This window comes from Paenibacillus ottowii, assembly GCF_006874425.1.
Lineage (GTDB): Bacteria > Bacillota > Bacilli > Paenibacillales > Paenibacillaceae > Paenibacillus > Paenibacillus ottowii.
In genome coordinates, this window is the sequence record NZ_VIJZ01000005.1 from 1 (window position 1) to 20,644 (window position 20,644).

Annotated in this window: 16 protein-coding genes and 1 pseudogene; 2 read left to right on the forward strand and 15 right to left on the reverse strand. The window is 34.8% G+C overall.

The features are described from left to right. Positions 1 to 685 precede the first annotated feature (685 nt). The 13 genes from FKV70_RS13110 to FKV70_RS13165 all read right to left on the reverse strand — a co-directional run bounded on the left by FKV70_RS13110 (position 686) and on the right by FKV70_RS13165 (position 16,009). Positions 686 to 1,507: a hypothetical protein gene (locus FKV70_RS13110; RefSeq protein ID WP_142613111.1), complete on the reverse strand. Its 822-nt coding sequence runs from the start codon at positions 1,505 to 1,507 to the stop codon at positions 686 to 688. 175 nt (positions 1,508 to 1,682) lie between these two features. Continuing rightward, positions 1,683 to 1,898 carry a hypothetical protein gene (locus FKV70_RS26575; protein WP_244310730.1) on the reverse strand — a complete coding sequence of 72 codons (216 nt, stop codon included), beginning with the start codon at positions 1,896 to 1,898 and terminating at the stop codon, positions 1,683 to 1,685. A gap of 11 nt (positions 1,899 to 1,909) precedes the next feature. After that, complete coding sequence (locus FKV70_RS26580) at positions 1,910 to 2,185, reverse strand: hypothetical protein (protein ID WP_244310731.1); 276 nt, start codon at positions 2,183 to 2,185, stop codon at positions 1,910 to 1,912. 284 nt (positions 2,186 to 2,469) lie between these two features. After that, positions 2,470 to 2,967: a hypothetical protein gene (locus FKV70_RS13120; protein ID WP_244310732.1), complete on the reverse strand. Its 498-nt coding sequence runs from the start codon at positions 2,965 to 2,967 to the stop codon at positions 2,470 to 2,472. A 1,168-nt stretch (positions 2,968 to 4,135) separates the two neighbouring features. Beyond that, positions 4,136 to 4,864 (reverse strand): ABC transporter permease, encoded by a 729-nt coding sequence (locus tag FKV70_RS13125; RefSeq protein ID WP_063208593.1) that lies wholly within the window; start codon positions 4,862 to 4,864, stop codon positions 4,136 to 4,138. Positions 4,865 to 4,874: 10 nt separating this feature from the next. Continuing rightward, positions 4,875 to 5,612 (reverse strand): ABC transporter permease, encoded by a 738-nt coding sequence (locus FKV70_RS13130; protein ID WP_063208590.1) that lies wholly within the window; start codon positions 5,610 to 5,612, stop codon positions 4,875 to 4,877. Then, a complete protein-coding gene (locus tag FKV70_RS13135; RefSeq protein ID WP_063208588.1) occupies positions 5,605 to 6,528 on the reverse strand; it encodes an ABC transporter ATP-binding protein in 924 nt (307 codons plus the stop codon). The genes FKV70_RS13130 and FKV70_RS13135 overlap by 8 nt, the downstream gene beginning before the upstream one ends. A gap of 98 nt (positions 6,529 to 6,626) precedes the next feature. After that, a complete protein-coding gene (locus tag FKV70_RS13140) occupies positions 6,627 to 7,550 on the reverse strand; it encodes a sensor histidine kinase (RefSeq protein ID WP_142613112.1) in 924 nt (307 codons plus the stop codon). A gap of 6 nt (positions 7,551 to 7,556) precedes the next feature. Continuing rightward, positions 7,557 to 8,255: a response regulator transcription factor gene (locus FKV70_RS13145; RefSeq protein ID WP_063208584.1), complete on the reverse strand. Its 699-nt coding sequence runs from the start codon at positions 8,253 to 8,255 to the stop codon at positions 7,557 to 7,559. Between the two features lie 396 nt (positions 8,256 to 8,651). Further along, positions 8,652 to 9,923 carry a lanthionine synthetase C family protein gene (locus FKV70_RS13150; protein WP_162305668.1) on the reverse strand — a complete coding sequence of 424 codons (1,272 nt, stop codon included), beginning with the start codon at positions 9,921 to 9,923 and terminating at the stop codon, positions 8,652 to 8,654. After that, a complete protein-coding gene (locus FKV70_RS13155) occupies positions 9,916 to 11,730 on the reverse strand; it encodes an ABC transporter ATP-binding protein (RefSeq protein ID WP_142613114.1) in 1,815 nt (604 codons plus the stop codon). Before FKV70_RS13155 ends, FKV70_RS13150 begins: the two co-directional genes overlap by 8 nt. After that, positions 11,717 to 14,797, reverse strand: a complete 3,081-nt coding sequence (locus tag FKV70_RS13160; protein ID WP_142613115.1) for a lantibiotic dehydratase — start codon at positions 14,795 to 14,797, stop codon at positions 11,717 to 11,719. The genes FKV70_RS13155 and FKV70_RS13160 overlap by 14 nt, the downstream gene beginning before the upstream one ends. 1,038 nt (positions 14,798 to 15,835) lie before the next feature. Beyond that, entirely contained in the window at positions 15,836 to 16,009 is a 174-nt protein-coding gene (locus FKV70_RS13165; protein ID WP_082825202.1) for a gallidermin/nisin family lantibiotic, read from the reverse strand. 496 nt (positions 16,010 to 16,505) lie between these two features. Between FKV70_RS13165 and FKV70_RS13170 the strand changes: the two are divergent. Continuing rightward, positions 16,506 to 16,730: pseudogene (locus FKV70_RS13170) on the forward strand (IS4 family transposase); the annotation flags it as partial. Positions 16,731 to 16,871: 141 nt separating this feature from the next. Here FKV70_RS13170 and FKV70_RS13175 read toward each other — a convergent pair. Continuing rightward, positions 16,872 to 18,935 carry a methyl-accepting chemotaxis protein gene (locus FKV70_RS13175; protein WP_142613116.1) on the reverse strand — a complete coding sequence of 688 codons (2,064 nt, stop codon included), beginning with the start codon at positions 18,933 to 18,935 and terminating at the stop codon, positions 16,872 to 16,874. A 286-nt stretch (positions 18,936 to 19,221) separates the two neighbouring features. Further along, complete coding sequence (locus FKV70_RS13180; RefSeq protein ID WP_142613117.1) at positions 19,222 to 19,761, reverse strand: CueP family metal-binding protein; 540 nt, start codon at positions 19,759 to 19,761, stop codon at positions 19,222 to 19,224. Between the two features lie 281 nt (positions 19,762 to 20,042). Here FKV70_RS13180 and FKV70_RS13185 point away from each other — a divergent pair, with 281 nt between their 5' ends. After that, positions 20,043 to 20,612: a TerD family protein gene (locus FKV70_RS13185; RefSeq protein ID WP_142613118.1), complete on the forward strand. Its 570-nt coding sequence runs from the start codon at positions 20,043 to 20,045 to the stop codon at positions 20,610 to 20,612. The last annotated feature ends 32 nt before the right edge of the window (positions 20,613 to 20,644 follow it).

Consider the following 20,644-nt stretch of genomic DNA (forward strand, 5'->3'; position numbering starts at 1 on the left):
CCCAAGCAAACGCAATCGGCGGGTAAAGCGCCCGTTAGATTCTGAAACGTATAAAGAGCGACACTTAATTGAATGCTTTTTCAACAAAGTAAAAAACTATCGACGCTTGGCCACTCGCTATGAAAAACAGCGAACATGTTCATGGCTTTTTTGACGCTGCTTTCAATTCGTTTATGGCTCAAATAGGTTTGCGTACAGGCCCTAGCAAAATTCCAACCAATTGTTCCAACTAACATATAAATATAAAATTCGAAATAAAGACCTATTAAATTACTTATAAGTAGATAAAAAGAATAGATCACAAAGAAAAGCAGCCAGCCTTTAATTCCATTCATACTATTCTGAGATAATTGCATTATTGGCTCCTTAATTTTTGTCTTTTATTTCATTGAGCATTGGTTTCAGATAACGTTCCTATATTCACGAACCCTCACACCTTAAGAGACGAAGTCCCGACCGCGACGCGGTTAGGTGGTGCAGGGTTGTTCGCTTGAGTCCGCTTCCCTGTTTATCTCCTCTAGCGAACCAAGGGATGAATTAACCGCAGCGTGAATACGATGTTATCAGATTCCGGCACTTCATTGAATAACATTCAAATGGTTTTAATATTTTTTTCCAGCAACGCGGTAAGCTCAAATCTTCGATAATTTTGGGTTTGTCCGGATCTCCTGTGCCAAAGATAATTCTACCAAGCTCCCAATCCATTAAAATCTTGTTTACTAATTTTGTTACCTGTGTTCTTACGCTTGTTTTTTTTAAAAATAGAGAGCGAGTCCTCGAAATTATCACATATATAATGAAGTGTATTATTTTTACATCGGTGCAAGCTCCCGGAATATATCATGTCATCCTTCAGAAATATTGTAATTGCCAATGAGGGCTGCATTGGGTTTATATATATCGTGCAGATAGAATCTTGCTTCCACGAGGTACTGCTCAATTTCTTAGTTACATTACTATTAATAGTATTACTATAACTACTATTGCAGCATGGACAGTATTCAATCTCTAGTGGACTATCGACCAATAACAACTGTATTTCCTTACCAACCCAAACAATCTCTTCGAGGACTTTATCCAATAATAAATCCATAGGGCCTCCTAATAAATGAAATACACGTTCAAATTCAATTTTTTCGTCATCCCATTGAAAAATTAATCTTAATGAATGGATTCTATCATAGTCCCCATAAGTATTTAATACTGCAAAAACTTTTGGGTTCTTTTGTGAAGCTTCTTTTACAAAGGCTTCCCAAGAACGCTTATACTCTCGAATTTCAACTTCTGTTAATTCAAGATGATTAGGTTCGTTATATGCTTGTGGTCTATGGTGTAGATCGTGATCCTTTACACAGAGAACAGCCAGATTTTCCTCAACTGTATTAGAATTATCACCATCAACGTGATGGAAATGAACACCTAGTCCTCTCTTTTTACAAACACAACAGACACCTACGTTTTTTTGAATCAGTATCTCCTTTAGTTTTGGATTCGGAGATACTCTCATTTAGGCTCCCCTTTTTGCTGGTTTCTGATAACGTTCCTGTATTCATGAACCCCGAAGGGGTTGTCTGCTGAAATGCTTCCCTGAAATCCTTCTCGCAGACCAAGGCTCCAAAGGAGCCGCTGCTTGAATATTATGTTATGTGATGCGACATCTTCTTCGAACTTTCTATCTACAATTATTTATGGATTTGAACCTTGATTTTAGAAACTTGTTTATCTATTAAATTATAGATTTTTTCGATTTCATCTTCTTTGATCTTATTTTTTACCAATTCATTTTTAATTTCTTGTTGAAGTTCAATTAACGCTTCAAGTTTCAATGTTATATACCAGCCTGTCCATTCCGTAACTAGGCTATCATCAAAGCATTCGCCATTGGTATAAAAGAACATTCTATAATAACCTATTCTCTCTTTTTTTTGTAGTAAATGTCTAACGTAGATATAACCTGCTGGGAATAGTGACTGTCTACAATCTGATAATCGGAATGAAAAATAGTTTTATACTCAATTGTATCTATTGAAGGCTTAATATCTTCTAGATTCAATTCATCAAAAAACAAACTAATTTCTTCTGGAGATTCTTTCATGTAGTTATTGAATGTAACCCAAAAACCCTCTAAGGTTCTATCCATAATTTTATGTGTATCAATCCAGCTCTCTAGCGCTAAATTATCCAATTGAATCATCCATCCTTTAAAATCTTATGTGATTTCACATAACATTTCTGTATTCATGACCCAACAAATGGGTGTCCGGCGAATGCCGGACCAAGGGCGTATGCCCGCAGCGTGAATATTATATTAGGCCTCAATGAATTACTTACAAAAATCTTTCAAATAATATTTACTTACCTTGCTAGAAAAATCGATTAGTGTCCCTATAGATTCTTTAATACTTATTATTAACTCTGCTACAGGCAACTCCTGTTCTAACTTGAGTTCATTAGAAGAAAATAATGACCTTAATAAAATTGTATTCTTACGTGCTCTGCAAACAAAAACCTTTGATCTTTTTCTTCATAAAATACAATTTCATTACTCACCTCTTCTAAAGCTTCTGAAAGTTCATTCCTTTGAGGTTTAGAGTAGTGATAAGTTATGTTTCTTGTGTTTGATAATTTTTGCAACAAATCTGCTTTTTCGCCATTTCTAAATAGTAGTTTAAGAATCTTATATATCTGGATTATATGCTCGGGTAAAGAATCAATATATATTCTTACTTCTTCTAATTTCTCAGACTCTTCTAAATAGAAAATAGCTTCTCTTAGGGAGGCAGTGAGAATTTTAAGAATAGATGGTGCTTCTGAAATCAAGTACGAAAGCTCGTCTGAACTTTTGAATAATTTTTTCTTTAGAAAAATAAAAGCGTTATGTATGATTGCCAATCCAACTACCCACTTAGCAACAGCATTATCACTTGGAAAAACCTCGTTCATGCGGATAAGAGCATATTCCATCATTGTAGTCCCCTTTATTTACTCTCTACTACGAGGTTTCGCCTAACGTCTAGTTTATATACTTCGTAGATACCACACATCTTGTATGATATCAGAACTACGTATATGATAATCCATATTGTTACATTTACGAAGAAATAATTGGCGAGCAAGAAATATCTCTGCTAATGGTGAAAGAGCAGGCATTGTAATAGAATTAGAGCACACTCAACTGAAATGCTGAAACAAAAGGAAGGCCTTTCTCCATCCCCTAGGGAATTAGACTACTCCTCATATCCATAATAACTAATTTAAAAAAATCCATTTTTGAAAATATTAATTCTAGTATTTTACAATCTGTATCATAGTATATCACAACTTGTTCCAGATACGAAGACAAGAATAGAGAAAAAACAGCCCCTGAACTGACCTTTTGTTAGACTTCACTAACAAAGTAGGTACAGTTTAATGTCTGGGCTGTTCTTTCGCATGTACTCCAAATATGCAGGATGGATTTCGAAGAGGCATTTATGCAGACAACCCTTTTGGGATTCGTAAATACAGGAAGCGAGAAGAAGCTCAGTGAGAATTTAATTAAAGAATCATGTACTAAATAAAGTGAAATGATGCCTTATGATTGCAGGATAGATGGTATTCTTTACTCATTTCATTTAGTGTATTTGAGGTGGCTTCGAGTGTCCAATTTGGATCAGGGGGTCTTTAAAGAAATCTATCTTTAATATGTTCTTTAACTCTTAAACAAGCATTCTTATAACCTTCACTTCTCATATTGTCCGAAAGAAAAATCATTTCAATTATTGGATCACTTGGTTCAAACTCGTATGCTTTTGACAGCATGTTTTCCCTATGCTATCCCAATACTCATAGTCTCCAAAATGAAGAGGAGACAAGGTGATCATGTAACCGAAAATCAATATAACCTGTGTTTCTATCGAGAAATTACGTATACCTTCTTCTGTAACTTCGCTTAATGTCATTTCAATCAATTCATAATCGTTATCATTAACCCTCTGAGTAACAAACAAATATCCCTAGATTCGACACTAAAATACAAAGATATAAAACCTAAATTCAAGCATATATTCAAATCATAGTTACCTTTATCCCAAACCTTTTTTCGTTGACAAAAGGCTTGATAATTTTTTGGAGGTTTGGCAGATAGATGCCTATTTCATTTGCATTTGTTCATGCCTGCAAGTGTTACTGCGGCAAGTCCAACGCAAAATAGTAAACTAATGCAACTAAGCATGACCTGAGTTGTCGATGCTTCATAGTAGCCAGATATGGTAAATACAGCTGTAATAGGATATAAAGCTTTTAGGGTATTTGACGTACTTGCAAATAGTCCAATAAAAGAATAAAATTCAGTGATAACTAACGCAATCCAATATCCCTTTTTCATGTATGATACCAAAGCAATAATAGGTGAGATTGCAAGAAATATACATATACCATCTAAAAAATAAGCTTTCAAAAAATTCATGACCATCCCTATGGATAAATCAGAAAAATGTAAAGTTGCTTCAGCGAAAAATGTTATAGCAAAGAGTAACAAGTAAAAAAGAATACTATATACAAGGGTTATAATCATTTTTGCGATTGTCAACTTTGCTTCATTCACGGGGATAAGTCGAAGTGAATCGATTATATGCTCCTGTTCTTCACGACAAATCATGTAACTACCTAAGAGAGCAATTACCGCTGGAAGAACGAAAAATGTTGCCAGTGGTTGAGCCACCGCCATATACCAACCTATAGTATCTATATCTCGAACACCGTCATTGTCTGTTAATCCGGATAAAAAAACAATAACTGCTACCATAACCGTCGCAAAAATTGCAATCCAAACAAAACTTAACCGGCGAATCTTTTGATGTTCCGCCCAAAGTAATGTTCGCATTATTACCACCTCACTTTCTTCTTGCTAATGCAACGTTTGCAAGGAGTACAGATACAATCCCCCAGACAAAAATGCTAAGGAACGCCAAGGGTATGCTAATTACCTGTGTATAGTTCAGTCCTGGAATATCTCCGTTTCGAGCAACGATTACTGCCATGCTGGATAACGGATGTATATACATATTTATCGACACTATAATAGAACCAAGAAAAGTATAAACTAGTGTTATAGCAACTGGAAGAATATATCCTTTTTGCGTTGTAGCAATTGCCAAAATCGGCAGCATTGCAAAAGCTGTAATAACACCAATCTCCAAACACTTTCTTATCAAAAACAAAACGTTTTGCCAATCAAATGCGATATCTCCGAGAAGTATACTAAATATAACGGAACCTACAGCTGTAACTAACATGAAGCAAACAGAATAAATCAAAACTACAAAAAATTTACTAAAAAAATATCTCATTTTGCTGACAGGCACAATCCAAAGTTGTTTAAGCATATCGTATTGATTTTCATTGTACATTAGCATTGTGCTTAATATTCCTAAAACAACAGGTAAGACAATAAAAAGTGTAAGTCCGAACGCTGACCATTTATAAAACTGTACAGGGTCACCGCCTGTATCCCACGCATATTTAAATAATAAGTACGCTAGGAATGGCATGATGAGAGCTGAAAACATCATAATCCACACAAATGTTCTGCGTCGTAACTTAAGAAATTCTATTTGAATAAGTTTAAGCAATGCCATCTCCTCCCGTAATTTTCCTGAAATAGTCCTCTAAAGTATCATTACAAAGCTGAGAACTAATAACCAACACATCTCCCAATATTAGTGCCTTATTAACAGAAGCCATATCCAGAGAATTATTATAGATTTGCAACGTATGATCGTCTTTCACAGAATAACTTTTCAAACCGAATTGACGTTCCAAGATCAAGCTAGCTTTAGCAGCATCAGAAACTTGAAGTAGAATGTACTTACCATTTTTTCGTTTAAGTTCCTCCATACTATTTTCTTCTAACAGAATACCCTTGTCGATAATTCCAATATCATCAGCAAGCAATGAAATTTCCGAAAGAATATGGCTGGAAATAAGAATTGTTTTCCCACGTTCAACACTCAAACTCTTAATAAAATCCCTGACTTCTGCTATACCTATAGGGTCCAGACCGTTTGTAGGTTCATCTAAAATCAATAGTTCAGGGTCATGCAAAATAGCATTAGCAATACCCAGACGTTGTTTCATACCGAGAGAATACTCACCGAACAGCTTCTTATCCTTATACGGTAATCTTACAACTTCCAATGCATTCTTCACAGCGTTAGGAGCAGATGTACCACGCAGTTTTGCAAAAATGTTCAAATTTTCTGTTCCAGTTAAGTTTGGATAGAATCCGGGCGTTTCGATAATCGCTCCAATTCTGGGATATAGCTGCTTTTCTCTACCTTTAATGTTCTTACCAAATACGTCTACCTCACCGGAAGAGGTAGACGTTAACCCTAAGATCATTTTCATAATTGTCGTTTTACCGGCGCCATTACGACCGAGCAATCCGTAAATACGTCCTTTTTTTACATGGATATTTACATTATTTACAGCTTTCTGATCCTTATAGATTTTAGTAAGTTGTTTAGTTTCTATGGTATACTTTGTCATATGAATACCTCCTTTATTTAAAGTTTATCAAACAAATCTTGCCAAAATCTTGCCGAAATCTTGTTTGTTTCTTGCTAATAAAAAAGCTTTCAAAAATATTAAAGAGCTTTCGGAAGTTTTACTATAAACGTCGTACCACCAGATAATAAATTTTGAGCATTAATTGTTCCTTTATGTAGATGGACAAGTTCTCTAACAATAGCAAGCCCTAAACCATTTCCGTTAGTCGAACGTGATTCATCACTTTGATACAGTCTATCAAATATATGTGGCAGGTCATTAGGAGAAATCCCTTTTCCATTATCACTTATCTGAACCATAACGTTTTGTTCATTTCCGCTTATTTGTAGATCAATTCTAGTCCCGTCACTATGTGCAATAGCATTTTGAATTAAATTATTAACAATTCTTATATAAGCATTTGGATCTAATCGGATAAAGCATTCTTTGTCAGAAATATCAATATTATATTCAAAATGCTTTTCCTCAAAGGTTGGTATCCAATTTACCAAGATATCACGAGTGAATTCGTTTATATCATGTTCTTCCAGTTTAAACACTTGCTCTTTAGCATCAAGTTTGACCCAATCAAATAAAACTTCAACAAACCCCTTCAAATGATGTGCTTTATTTAAAGCGATTTCAAGATATTCTTCTTTTTCTTTGCCTGTAACAAACTTCTCTTGAATTGCTTCTAAATAGCCAACTAAAGAAGTTAAAGGTGTTCTTACATCATGGGATAAACTCGTCATAAGTCGCTTATAAGCCTGTTCGGATTGCTTTAACTGTATGAGTTGAGTTTGACTATTCATTGCTATATCATTTATGGAATAACAAATTGTTTTAGTGATATCATTTTCATTTACCAAAATACGACGATTCCAATTTCCTTTTTTTATATCGGCTAAAGAATCTTCAATAATTGAAAGTTGTTCAGAAACCTTATACAGTTTTGTTACCAAATAAATGATAACAATAAGACAAAAAACTAGAGCCATAAGTAGAATATAGATCCATTCCATAATTAATTAAGCCTCCTTATTAAAACGATAACCTACTCCATGTACCGTTATAATATAAAATGGCTGTTCTGAATTGGGTTCTATTTTCTTTCTCAACTTACTTATAAAGGACATAATATTATTGTCATCAAAAGAATAATCATCTTTCCAAACTTGTGTATAGATTTGTTTCTTCGTAAACACACGACCCTTATTCGAAGCTAAAAATACTAATAAATCAAATTCCTTGCCTGTTAAATCAATTAGCTTGTCCTCAACATGAACAGTTCTTATTTCTTTATCAATAACAATTCCTTTAAAGGTAAGAATGCTTACAGAATCCCCAGAATTAAAAGTAGTATATCTTCTAATCAAAGATTGCACTCTAGCAATGAGTTCCTTGATACTGAACGGTTTTGTTAAATAGTCATCTGCTCCAAGGCTAAGACCTGTTACCTTATCCGGCTCACTTCCTTTAGCTGTCAGCATAAGTACGGGTACATTACTATATTTTCTTATTTCAGATAATACTTGAAAACCGTCCATATTAGGTAACATTACATCCAAAATAATTAGGGAATAAGAGTCGTTTTCATTCATGACTTGAAGTAATCCTGTTTGCCCGTTATACGCTATATCGGCTTCTAGGTTTACTTGTGATACGCATTTTTTTACTAATGAGCACAATTCCATATCATCATCTATTATGAGTATCCTATTTGTCATAAGGTTTCTTCGCCCCTTTTTTTTCTTTCAAACTAAGTGCAGCTGATTTAACATACTATTTTTCAAAGCTTATATATATCTATGCTTTCCTGAACCTGCAACATTCTTATATTCGTTATCAAAAATTATCCGACACAGGAGATTAGTTAGTACCATGAAGTCCCTTGCGGAAGAGTTAATATCACTACTATTCAAACCTAAGAATTTTCTCAAAACGTCTTTGTATCCATGAAACAACCCAGCCTTAGATAGCTCTTATCTTTGGGTGGGCCGTTTGTTGCCTGATCTTATTCCATTATTTTATATATTTAACTGAGAAACAAAAATACAAATTTCAATCCAATCCTAATTACAGAATAAAAAGGATCAGCGTTTAATGTTATGCCAAAAATACCATTATAGCAAGAATATAGAATCCCATTGTGTTTTAACAGGTCTATAACAAGACAGTAGTGTTAGAATCACTCCACTAGTTCCATTTAACAGCCCTATCTCGTCTTTATTGACCAATTTTCCTTTATCAAATTCTGTGTCTTTAAAACCCAGTGAATTTTGGTCATCGTATGAATTTAGTATATATTCAAATATTCCTGCATACATTTCTTTAAAATATATATCATCCGTATATTCATAAAATTTTCTAGCTAAACAACATATTCCTGAAAGACCGTGACAAAACGTAGGAGATACGACGTCACGTAATCTCTTTAGAGACAACTTCATACTTTGTATTGCCAAATTACGCATTTCATTATCATTTAATATCCTTGAAGCTATCAATAGTGAATATGCAACTCCTGGTGTTCCATAACACCAGGCATCTCTTGACTGTACCGGTTTATCTCCATCAAATCCTATTATTTTTTGAGTTTCCCAAAAAAGTTCATCACCAATTTTCACACAGCCATCAGAGATATAATTTGATAAACACTTTATAGCCTCAAGCTGATCCTCAAAATATATTCCTGACTCATAGGACTTTGATAACACTAAAAGTATTCCAGGTATCCCATGAGATACTCCAAAATTTACATACCGAACCTTAGGATCATTTGCTAAATGGAACAGTTGACTATGATCTGACCTAATCGCAAATTTTGGAATTCCACTTTCATCTGTATTACAGATACTTGTTAAATACTGCAAAATAGACAGCAGTGTATTTTTAACTTTAGTTTCAGATTTAAAATTTATTAAATAATTAGCTGTACCAGCTAATCCATACATAATATCATATGAAAATTCGTTAAATGGTACACTTTTATACTCTGATATATTTTTGTCAGCTATACTCACAATATATTCGTTCAAATTCTCAATGAATTTTTGATAGTACTCACCATTATTAGACATACAATTTGCTGCAAAACCTACGCCGCATAACCCATCAAATAGAGAAATATCCCCTGTACTGATCTTCCCAAGTTCATAATTTACTATCTCTAAATATTTATGGGCAGCTGTATCAAACCCACAGTTTGGAAAATTTAATTCAAGCTCAGAAAATAAAATACATAAAGCTGGATATGAAACTGCAACTGAGGTACTTTTGTATTCTACGGCCTTAGAGCCTAAAATATGTTGAACAAACTCTACATCTGACAATTTTTTTGCTAAAGTTATGATTAAATTGTCTATTTCATGTTTTTTTTGCTCCAATTTATCCATATTCCCCTCCATTTGACATGACATTAAATTCTAAATTATATATTTCCTCATAAGATGGGCAGACCCTCAATAATTCTTCATGTGTGCCTTCTGCCACTATTCTTCCTTCATCTAAATAAATTATTTTATCGGCTAACAGTACATGTGAAATTTTGTGAGAAATGAATATACCTATATTATTTTCAGTTAATTCAAAAAATGTATTCATAATCTTTTTCTCACCTATTTTATCAAGTGCTGCATCAGGTTCATCCAAAATATACAATTGCGCATCTCTTAAAAAGCATCGTGCTAGTGCAACCCTCTGCCACTGTCCACCAGAAAGCTGAATTCCATCTGAAAACCATTTTCCTAATTGCTGATTTAAATCTGAGGAAAGGAAATCAACATCAGCCTTCTTTAGAGATTTTATTATTTGAGAATCATTTTCAATTTCATCAATATTCCCGAACCCAACATTATCTCTAACTGGGAGTTCAAACTTACAGTAATCCTGAAATAATATACCTGTTAGTTTGTGCAGACTTTCCATATCGATATTATTTAGTGAAACTCCATTGATCTTAATCATGTCATCATCGACTAAATAATATCCCATTAATAATTTTACTAATGTACTTTTCCCTGAGCCGTTTCTTCCAAAAATAGCAACTCTTTCACCTTTCTTAATTTTCAAATTTATATTTTTAAGAGCTTTTTTATTTGCATTAGGGTAACTGAAATTCAAATTATTTATTTGAATTTCAGTTATATGACTAAGTTTTTTCGTTTCTTCACTTCTATTATTCGACTTTAATTTATTATCACTTAAAAAGCCTATCAATTTAGACATGTACAAACTATTTTGATTTATGCTGTAAATAATATTCATTATATTGTTAAAATTATCAAACACCATACCGATAACCCTGAGAAGCGCAACTGCACTACCTATTAAGATTTTCCCACTAACTACTGTTATGATTATTAATACCATAAGTGCTGCCATACACAATTGATTAACAAAATCAAATACAGTTGAAATAATCAAACGTATTTTGGAATTATACAAATTCTCATTAATTACACTTTTCTTTAATTTATTATGCCGATCTATAATATGCTTGGCTAAGTTAAAAATCTTAACTTCTTTGAATGACTGATCCTTAGTAAGCAAAAATTCATAATACCAAATGCTTCTAGCTTTTTTGGAGTTCCTTTCTTCCGTTTGGAATTCTCTTTTGTTTATTGATAAATTGAATATTGAAAAAAGCAAAACAGGAGTAATAATAAGTAATACAGATAGAGGCTGCCATATTATTACCATAAAAATGGACGAAAGTATGGTCGTTATTGCAGTAATCATTGCCAATATTGAAGTGAAAATACTATATGGTCTAAAACCAATTTGTTGTTGAATATGCTGCAATTGATCCTGTACTTCAGAATTTTCAAATTCCTCTAAAGACATACTCGCACATTTGTTCATCAACCGATTAAACAATTCAAAATCTAACAGGTATTGATATTTTGCAAACAAAAAATCTTTTATGCTCGAAATGACATCTATTAAAAAACTAATTCCAATATAAACTGCTAATATTTTTAATGAATCATTAAAGTCCATACTTGAAACTGTATTTATCAAAATACCGAAAACGTTTACAGAAACTACAGGAACAATACCAGCAATAATATTTATTATTATGCTAAAAACAAATATTGTCTTATTAGCTTGAAAGAAAATTTTAATAGCTTTTGGTATCACCTTCAGAGATGAAAACAATTCTTTCATCTCCGAAATAGTTAATAGTTTAAATTTTTGCATTCACTTTACCTTCCAATATTCCTGTTTTTTTGTTTCTATGGTAGACACTATAAAATATATGCCTAGATAATGTTCTCATTTTTCTTTCAAATTCGACATTTGGTCCAAACAATCTATTCATATGCATATGCAAAATACTATCAAGGATACTAAATTTAACATTTTTACTTTCCGGATAAAATTTTTCTATTCCTTCTAAATATGTTTCCATCGATGCACTTTTTATCAGCAGTATCCTAAAAATGAAATCAATTTCTGGAGTCAACTTCTCTCCAGATAAAAATTTTATTACAAAATCAAGATAAGAATTCTTATTTTTTTTAAATTCATCTTGTTCTTCTTGATCAAGCTTAATATGCTTTTGACAATTAAGAAAAATAAATATCTCATCTAAGCTCAATCCAAATCTTTTCACATGGAAAAATATGCTTATTACAGCTAAAAGTTCATCTGATATTTTTACATTATTATTGTTTTTCTCGTAAATAATTGATTGAATTGCTATGCTATCTTTGTGAAATACCTCATGAGCATAATCCATCAAATCATATCCGCCATACCTTTCTAATTCTAGATCATAGCAGTCAATACTATATTTGGATATAATTGAATTTTTAATGAGTTGGCTAAAAATGTTTAAAAGCTTGGGCTGAACCATAAGCAGCCGATTATAATCAGCTTTTATTCTCAATCGCAAATGCAAGTCTGGGTCTTTATATTGAATAAAAAAGTAGCTATCTATTTCTTTATTTTCAAGTAATTGCTGCAAAGGGGTGAATAAAGCATCACCTAATAAATAATCTATATTTTCTCCAACTCCATAAATTTTAAAATAAAGCCATTCATCCAGCGGAACTTTAATTCTACTATTTCCAAAATTTTCAGATATCTCAAAGTCATCAATACTTGATTCAACTTCTGAAACTGAAATTAAAGGTATAACCAGTTCACAACAATAAGAATTATCATTATGTTTAACTGGATGTTCTACTTCAACATTATATTTTTCTAATACAATTTCAGATTTAATAAGCATTTTTTGTAGTACTGACAAACATCTGTCCTCTTCAAGATTTAACAATAATTTTTGATCAGCTTCTACAACATTTATCCAACGAGAAATATTTCTACTTTCCAAGTGCTCTCTCAGTTTAATTTTAAATTCATCAAAACTGAAGTGGGCAGGTAAATCTAAATCATCTATCTTTAATATCCATTTTTCTTGCTCTAGTATAAAGTTCTTATATCGAATTGTTGGAAGATAAGCAAATTTTTCAAGCAAGTACTGCCAAGGTTTATTATAAAATTTGATTCCATCAGAAGAAATATCATCAATAAATCTTAATATTTCAGGTTTTAATTGTGGATTAAACATATTCGTTGAGGTCGGAATTATAATTTTGTTATCAATTGCGGATTTTAAATAGAATTTATTGTTTTTAATACCGACTAAAATCTCATTTAATTTTAGCTTACGCGTATTATTTTTAGAATTCGTCGTTCCAAAACTTGTTTCATATGTGGAACCGTGCATATTTCTAATAACATTTGCAGTAACCAAACTATCTGGTAGAAAAGTGAATTCACAAGATTTATATTTATCATTGGAATCGTATACTGCATTGATTTTTTTATAGAAATCAATTGGGTCCTTCATTAGATGAGAGAACCTACCAAAAGATTTCCCTGCAAAAGTTGAACCAAAGATATTGCTTAGATGAAATATATCGTTCCCATTTTCTTTGGTATAATTAAAGTAAATTTCCATAGATTTTGGCAACAATTCTTCATCTAAATCTTCAGACATAAGTTTCTTGATATCTGCGTCTTTTATTTCAATTTCTTGGTTAAATCTTATAGATTCTATATACTTTCTTTCAAAGAATCTAACCCATGGATTTATATATTCTCCTAAGCTATTAAAAGTTCTAGTGTTAGCAGAAGGAAAACCTAATCCCAAATCTGGATCAACGAGTTCAGTTAAAGGGACGCACATAGATAGACCATATTTTTCTATAAATCTATTTTTATAATCATTTAATTTATCAAATGATTCATTAACATTAAATTGTAAAAATAGATTAATGAGCTCATTTATTTTCTTGATATCATTTTTATTTAAATTACATTCTTTATATTCAAAAGATGAATCAACAGTTAAATAATTTTTTGAAGGATGTACTTCCTTCATGCTGTGAAAAACATTAGTTAAGCAGCTTATCTTATCACTTTTATCTCCATTAGTATAATCTTCAATGTGCTTTTGTATAGAAATCAAAGTGTCAGCATTTATATCATATTGTTTAAGCTTATAAATAAAATACTCTAATTGGTTATTTACTGTTAACGGTGGGCGAAGATCAGAAATTAAGTATTCTTCTTTTATTAAAGATTGAACATATTCATGTAAAATAGATTGATCCATGCCAGGATATGCTTCTTCAAGTTTTTCTACAATTTCAACATAACTCAAATAGTCATTTGATATTTTAAAAATAATTTCAAGCGGTTTGGTATAATTTACAGTTTTTTTGTTGATTTTTTCCTTATCTTTGTTTTTTGTACATCCAAATAAAATTGCTTTGTTTCTGTGAATTGCAACACCTTCATTTGGCGTGTATTTAAGTTCTTTTAAATACTTAGCTTCATACATAAAAACCACTTCAAATAACCAATTAGAATCTACCAAAGGTTTTCGTTGTATGTCTGTTCCACTTAATTCAAACGAAGTTTCTCCAGAATTAATATTCCCAAATGCAACAGCAGAAAACAAACCAAACGGAGTACACCTGGAACAGTTTCTGCTGAAATATTTATATAGAGAATTTAATAAATAATTTGTATCTCTCACTTCACTTCCTTTTTCATAATGCCTCATAAACTCATATAAATCATGACTTGCCACCAATATAGCTTCATCAAATTGTTTCTTGTAATAAGGAAAATCCAATAATGGTATAGTATTTTCTTGATTGTCTGCACTATTAATATTGTCTACTAACAAATTAATTGGTAGACTTGGAACCCTTATCATAAATGAACCTATATCTTTAAATAAATGTTTCATATTTTACCCACACCTTCCTCGATTTACTTTTGCATGTGGATTATCGATCTCCGGAACATGAAATGAACTCTCTGAAAACATTCTCGTCGGTAAATTCCAGAAGTAATTCTGCTTACCCTTGTTTATGAATCTCCTGAAAAGGTATCCAGATCATGTTAGTTTGGAAGAAGTTTTGTTAAGTGCAGCCGTCCTCCCATGTTGTACAGATGATCAAACAAAGCTTCGAGACTGCGAAAGGTTGCGACAAATATATACTGCTATAGATCGATATCGATGCTTCTTATCCGTTCCATCCTTGGAGTGGCTGAATGCATGCTTCCGTTGTTTGCCAAGCTCACATGCATATGGTGACAAAAACCAAATCGAACGTAACATTCTCCTGCAAAAAAAGCCGGGACGTGCCCGACCACCGAAAAATGCTAAATGTTCCTACCACAAAATTTTAATCAGAATTCCGTTTCATGCTGGTGATGAATTAGAATCACAATTTGGCCAGCACGTATGTAAGCTCGGCAGCTGCTTAAATCGTCCGCTTTTTACAGCCATCGTTTGAAAAGTGAGTCTAAGGTTCAGGAAATGAAGCAAGTTATCCCACGCTTCCGGTTACATCTTTTGGTGTTAGCCCATGTCGAAATTAAAGTAGTTTTTGAGAAATCAAGAAACGCAACGCCCAAAGTCGTAACAAACGAACAAGAACGTCAGCGGATGCAGAAAATGATTCAGCGATTGATGAATTTGTCATGTGCCAGTATATTCCGATGGGAATTCCCCTACTCGCCCCTTACAGTCTTTAGCCGCTCAATTTATAAAAGTCCATTTTCTACTTATTTTCATAAAAATAATTAAATTCAAACAGGATATGTTCTATGATAATTGAAAATTCTTTGATTCTTTGGCTTCTTAGAGCTATAGAATTTTTCCCCGTTCATTAGATCATCAACTGTATATTTTAAACTATAATCACTCGCCAATTACTTTCTAAAAACATAAACGCCATGCATTCAAGCGTTTGCTTAAATGCATGGACGTTTACATTATTTAACCGCACAACCATGTATTTGTGCAATTTCTTGTCAAACCGCACTCACTTGTTCCACATGTGCTGCCTGTGTTACATCCTGGCGTGCAATATGCAACACTTGTAACTTGTGGTTTAACATCCTTATCAGTACTCTTTGCAATCTTAAGATTCAAATCAAAATCTTTATTCATAGATTTACCCTCCCTTCGATTTTTAGATTTTTTAACTTAAGTAAAATAACTTCTTGCTGCCATATATGGTAATGGTGAAATTAATCACTCTATCACCCAAAACAAAAGAGCGCATAAAAAGGAATAAATAAGAAAATATCACTTTTCTATACCAAATTTACTGTAAATGTTGATATCCCTTTATTTTGAATGAAATATATTAAAAATGTTTATTTTGTTTTTCTAAAGCAATAATATACCAATCATATAGTTTGTGCAACATTTTTTAACACAAAAAACCAAGATTTGTAATAAAATGTGACAATTTTGCAACAACTGTGAGTGAACGCCTGTTTATTATGTAAGTATCTCAACTTTCTCACCTGGAAAATGAACTTAAACCCTTGAGCTCGTAAGAAGAATTCAATAGATTTACTTGTATTGACAAAAAACACCTCGCTTGTTTGGTATCATGGAAGTACGACTAACCATGCCAACAAGAAAGGTGTGTAACTCTATGTTACAACAACATTCCCTGTCTGAACAGTCTCGTTTTTCCAAACTTTTTGCCACGCTTCGCATCGAGAAAGCTCTACGAAACGCAGGTATTTCCAAATCGTTCGGTCTTTCAAGTCTAGCCATCTTTCGGATCGTATTCTCGCTGATCTTCAAAGAAAAAAACTGGTTTCGTCTTTTGGAGAGTGACCAGGGAGCATATCTTCCAGGTAAAGATGTCGTTTACTTGCCCAGTTCCTCCATCACATCCACCACAGAAACAAAAGAAGAGCCCGATTATTTTATTAAGAAATAAGGATAAGCCGCTAAAAAGCCCGCGCTGAACGCGGGCTTTGCTGCATATTAGTCAAAATCATGCCTATACTTGCTACTCCACCTTAAACTGTTTTAATTCGTCTTGAAGCCTATTGGACAATTGGTTTAATTGTTTGGATAGTTCAGCAACCTGTTCGAAGCTCTCCAATTGTTCCTGCGTGCTGGCGCTGACCTCTTCGGTTGAAGCGGAATTCTCTTCTGTGGTGGAAGAGATGATTTCCAGCGCCTGCAAAATCTCATCTTTGTGCTTGTGGACTTTGGAGGTGTTGGTGCTGATCTGGATCATTCGTGATTTCAAATCTTCCAAATCCTTGTTAATGCTAAAGAACACTTGCTTCGTGTCCTCTACCGATCTCGCATTTTCTTCTGCAATTTTCAGACCGTGAACGGTATGCTCAACCGATACGCTGGTTTTTTCCTCAATCACACGGACCTTCTTGTAGATTTCCTGTGTCGCCAGCGCCGTCTGCTCAGCCAGCTTGCGAACCTCTCCGGCAACCACAGCAAACCCTTTGCCCTGTTCTCCTGCACGCGCAGCTTCAATAGAAGCATTGAGCGCCAGCAGGTTGGTCTGTGTTGCAATTTGGTTGACCGTATCCACAATGCCTGAAATCTCGTGACGGCTCAGATCGATATCCTGAATAATAGCCGACATCGCCTGTGTGGAATTATGATTTTCTTCGGCCCATTTGGATAGCTGGTCTACTACTGCAAGCCCTTGCCCGCTTTGCTCGGCCGAAGTTTGTACCATCGATTCGATGGCTTTGGTATCATTGGCAATTTCGTCAATTTGGCCGGATAAGGCTCCGGTTTTTTGTAAAATGTTATCCGTCTCGATGGACTGGTAGTTCGTCGCATTGGCAATTTCATTAATTGCTGTCGCAGTATCGTTCATCGTGATTGCGGTTCTGGAAGAAATGGATTGCAAATCGTGAGAAGACTGATTCAAGACTTGAGCTGAATTTCCCACCATTTGGAGCATGCCTTGAATTTTTTGAACCATATTGTAAACCCCTTGAGAAATTTGCCCGATTTCGTTATAGGAATTCGTATCAAACTGAACGGTCAAATCGCCATTTTCAATCAGCTTGATTTTGGCGAGCAATTTCGGAATGGATCTCAGCAAGTAACGGAGCGTTATATAACAAATTATAACCAGCAGGATGGTGGCTGCGGCAAAACCGCCAATCGTAATCCAGGTAAAGGTTCTTAATTCTGAAAGCGCCTCTTGTTCAGAAATGGTTAAGCCTACGGACCATCCCGTATCTTTACTGGTTGCGTACCCGATATAGCGACGTTCGCCATTATCATTAATTAGCTGTACTCCAGACTCGCCAGCAACCATTTTCTTACCGATCTCGCCAAGATCACCTGTGCTTTCGTTAATCTTTTCTTTCAGCACTTTATTTTGATCAGGGTGATACAAAATATCACCTGTTTTGGATGCAAGAATCGAATAGCCCGTGCTTCCAAGCGAATAGCTTTGCATAACAGCAGGAATGTCTTTGAAAGCAATATCGACAGCAGCAAATCCGATTAATTGGTTACTGCTGTCTTTGATTGGATAGAAAATGCCCATGACCACATTCCCCGTATTGACGTCCTTATAGGGTTCTGAGTAGTATAAACCGTCCGCTTCAACAGCTGGCTTGAAGTATGGGCGTGTATGGATATCGAAATCCGGCTTGGAAGCAGCACCATCATTCTGAAGAAAGAAGCCTTTGCCATGTATCCCTGCAATCCAGGCGTCGGCAAAAGATGGCTCTTCCTTGACAATGGCTGCCAGAGTCGCTTCAGTTTCCGCAGCATGTGGGGAAGTTTTCACCGTCTCTGCTGATTCGGTGGTTTCTATATATTGTCTAAACAAAGTGTTCGTTGACATTTGTTTGACTAGCGAGCCCTTTTCCTTAAATAACGCGTCAAATTGACTGACAGTGGCCTGCGTCTTGGTTTGGAGCATGGCCTCTTGCTGCTTGACAAGCATGCTTTGCGTGCTCGCATACATGAACGTCCCCAAGGTTGCAAAGACGACAACGATAATAACTAACAAGACCATGGCCAATGTATTGGCGATGCTGGATGATCTGAATACGCGCTTCTTCATATTTTGTGACATGCTGCCATCTCCCCGAGGAATATTGAGCGAAAAGCTCTTAGATAATATGTCGGAAGTTTGCAGCTGTTTTAATAGGTTTTTAGTATTTACAATTTAAGGTTTTGCTATCTGATTCCTCATAGATTTCCTCCCAACCTGTTCGGTAACTCTAGCAAAAGATTAGGGTAGCACAAAGAGCCTCCGTCAGGCGTAGGCTCCTTACTAAAAGCTATGTATGAGAACGCAGGGTTATGCAGACTTAAAGTGTACGAGCGATCAGTAAGCTCACCCCCTTTATTCTCTGTCGTTAACCTAGCTTCATCGTTGTAATACATGTATCGTCTTTCTCATATGTAGAGAATTCCGTTTGGGCCGTTTTACCTTCATGATTCACGCTAATGCGGTAGGTTTTGTCCCTTGGCAGCCATAGATCAATAAAACCATTGGGTTGTGATTTCATAGCAGCATTCTCCATAATGACATTCCCTTCGGAGTCGTGAACGGTCACATTGAACTCTCCATTTTTTATTTCGCCTTGGCAGCCGGTTAGACTATGAGTTGCACAAGGGTGCGTCTGGTCTACATATGGCGCTATCGAAACAAAAAACTCGTTGTCAGGCAAATCATAAGTTATGGGTTGTGTATGGTCTCCATTAACAATTAACTGACTGGAATTAATGGAAGCGGATTGGGCTGTTGCCTTGCCTGCGCTGAAATCATGCACCAATTGCTTGATATCTGTTGTCCCGAGCCTGTCCGCTCCTTCTTTTTGCATATTTCCTGCAATCAGGTATGTGCCCAATGCTGCAACAACCAACCCTGATGCGACCAAGATTCCTTTTTTCATCTGGAGTTCATCTCCTTGTCCGTTTTAAATCATTATAATAGAGAACGCGCCGTAACGGACAAAATTCGGCACTAAAGTCACCAGATATTCACATCTTTGCTTGTTTATTCAGACGTATTGGCATCACATTAGACCCAGAAGCAAAACAACATAGACAGCATGGAGTAATGCAAAATACTGAAGTGCCCTCTGCAACTACGAGGTTATGAATAGATTATATCCTACTATAAATATGCTACAATTTCAGAGTAGAACGAACATAATGATAGGGAGGCATAACGTTGAGTATTAGTCTAGTTAAAGGACAGAAGGTAGACCTAACCAAAAATAATCCACATTTATCCGTGCTAAAAGTAGGGCTTGGCTGGGACCCTATGAGGGGCAGATCCATGGATATTGATGCGTCAGCACTGCTTCTTGATGAGAACGGCAAGCTGACTCAGACGAAAAACCTAGTATATTTCGGAAATAAAAATAGCCCTTGCGGGGCCGTCGTACATAGTGGTGACAACTTGACAGGACATGGGGACGGTGATGATGAAGTCATTACCGTATCCCTCCAACAACTACCACCTGAAGTGCATAGAGTCGTATTTATAGTGAATATATTCCGTTTTTTTAGTTTTGGTAGACGTAAGGATTTCAGTATGGTGGACAATGCTTATATTCGAGTATTGGATGCGTCGCAAGATGAAGAGATTCTCCGATACAACTTGACAGAGGACTATAAAGGGATGTGTAGCATCCGTGTAGGTGAAGTCTACCGCTATGGAGGAGAGTGGAAATTCGGTGCCATTGGGGAAGGAAGCACCATTACCTCCCTGAATGAGCTTGTCAAAACGTATGAATAAGTATTTTTGGTGTTAAGGAAAAACCCACGTCT